Annotated in this window: 1 pseudogene; it reads right to left on the reverse strand. The window is 57.2% G+C overall.

The annotated features are described in order from the left end of the window. Positions 1 to 1,682 (reverse strand): annotated as a pseudogene (locus AMR42_RS18355) (hypothetical protein); the annotation flags it as partial. Between the last annotated feature and the right edge of the window lie 221 nt (positions 1,683 to 1,903).

The following is a 1,903-nucleotide window of genomic DNA, read 5'->3' on the forward strand; positions in this document are numbered from 1 at the left end:
TTAGATTCAACACTTCTGGTAGAGAGGCTACTGAATAAGTTGGCAGAACTGGTAACAATCCGATTCTGATTCAGTAGTTTTGATAGAAAGTTAGCCCAATTCTCTTGACCAATCAACGCATTAACAAAGCTTGTGAAACTTTGCTGGATAGTTTCTGCAAAATCGGGTGGCGCGATTGGGTCATCAGTAGCAGTTAAACTAAATTCACTGAGGAAGTTACTTAGAAAACCAGAAAATGTATTGGTTACCGATTCAAGAAAATCAGAAGACTGAATCAAACCATTGTGAATTTCAAGTAAATTGACGAAAGAAAATTGCGCTTGCTGAATTTCGAACCGCCGCCTAATGGTCTCGATCCGCTGGGCTAAAGTCATGCCTTGCATTGGCCCAGCCAGCTCAATACTGCCGATTGCGGCCAAGGCCCGATCGTTGGTGCGCAGAATCTCAGAGAGGTCGATCGCCTGGAATCGACAGACGATCGCCGCGCTGGGGCCGTAACCAGCTTTAGGCCCATCGGACGCGATCGGCGGTGAACTAATCGCCGGGAAAGGCGAGCCGATCAATGGCAGGCCCGGAAGGGTAGGAATGCCCGGAGCGCCCGCGAGTCCAGGTGCAAAGGGCGTATCAAGGGCGGCCGGTTTGTCTACCGGAATATTGGCCGGGAGCGGGATCTCAATCGGGGGGTTCGCCGCCCCTGGAACTGGGGTGGGCAGGGCTGGCACATCGGGGCGATCGTCCGGTTGGGGGATAGCTGGCTGGGGAATGGCGGCCGGGCGACCAAGCACAGGTGCTGGATTCCGAGAGGGGTAGGGGTCTACCCCTGGCTGAGGTGGTTTGGGTTGCCGATCGGGTAACCATGGTTCCGGCAACCCGTCCACAGCCGTAATGGCCCAGGAGGCCGTGGCGAAATAAGACCCGTCAGCCAGGTAATGAGTTTTCCCGGCTCCATCCCTAACGTAAATATCCATCCACTCGCTGGGCAGCGCGTCTGGATCGTAGTTGGCCCGGATACTTGCCAGAATTGGAACCTGAACCACGGTGAGCGGCCCTTGCAGGGTCAAAACCGAGTTGCCGCCGTTGAGCCACTTCTGAAATCGATAGCGACCGGTGGCCGGGTTCCAAACGCTTTGGGCCACCGTCGCCCATTGATAGGCAACCCAGTAGGGCCGAGCCGATGAGCCGATCGGCGCTCTCTCTCCCGGTTCCCCCGGGATGTCGGCCGGTTTTGCGGCCGAGGGTGATGCCCCTGTTGGCTTGGGCCGCACATCACTAGGCGGCCTGATGCCAGGTTTAGGCCAACCCATGGGCACAGCCGGCGGCCCGGGCCAGGCTGGCCAATCCGGGAGGGGTGGCAATTGCGGTAGGGCGATCGACGGCAGCGCCGGGGGCGATCGCAACCAATCGGGCAAATAATCCCACGGGTTTGTGGGTGGTGGAGCTGGTGCGGCCGCGGGTGGCGGGATATCTTCCGGCCTGGGCGGGGCCGGGTCTAAGTCATCGTTAGCCCTGGACGGAGCCGGATCCAAATCATCACCGCCGCGGCCACCGCCCGAGGGGATGGGGATGGGGGGCAAAGGGATTTTGGTCGGTTCCCCGATCGGTCTGGCCTGAGCACCCGATCGCAAAATTGGATCGTTTAGGACTCTGTAGCCTTCAGGGCTGTCGAGAGAGGATACACCCATGATTGGTCTACCCCTTAGGCGGTGGATCGCCTAAAAACTCCCAAGGTGTATCGTCTGAAAACAGATCAAGCGCCGAGATATCGCTTGCTTCACTGGCTTTCTTAGCCGATTCAGCAATTAGAGTCTGTGGCACGTTTTCTGGATTGAAACCGGAACCAACCGGCCGGATCTCGCCTTCAGGCAAATCCTATTTATTTAAAATTTCTTGCGCACCTGAAAGC

Source organism: Limnothrix sp. PR1529, from assembly GCF_002742025.1.
Classification (GTDB): domain Bacteria; phylum Cyanobacteriota; class Cyanobacteriia; order CACIAM-69d; family CACIAM-69d; genus CACIAM-69d.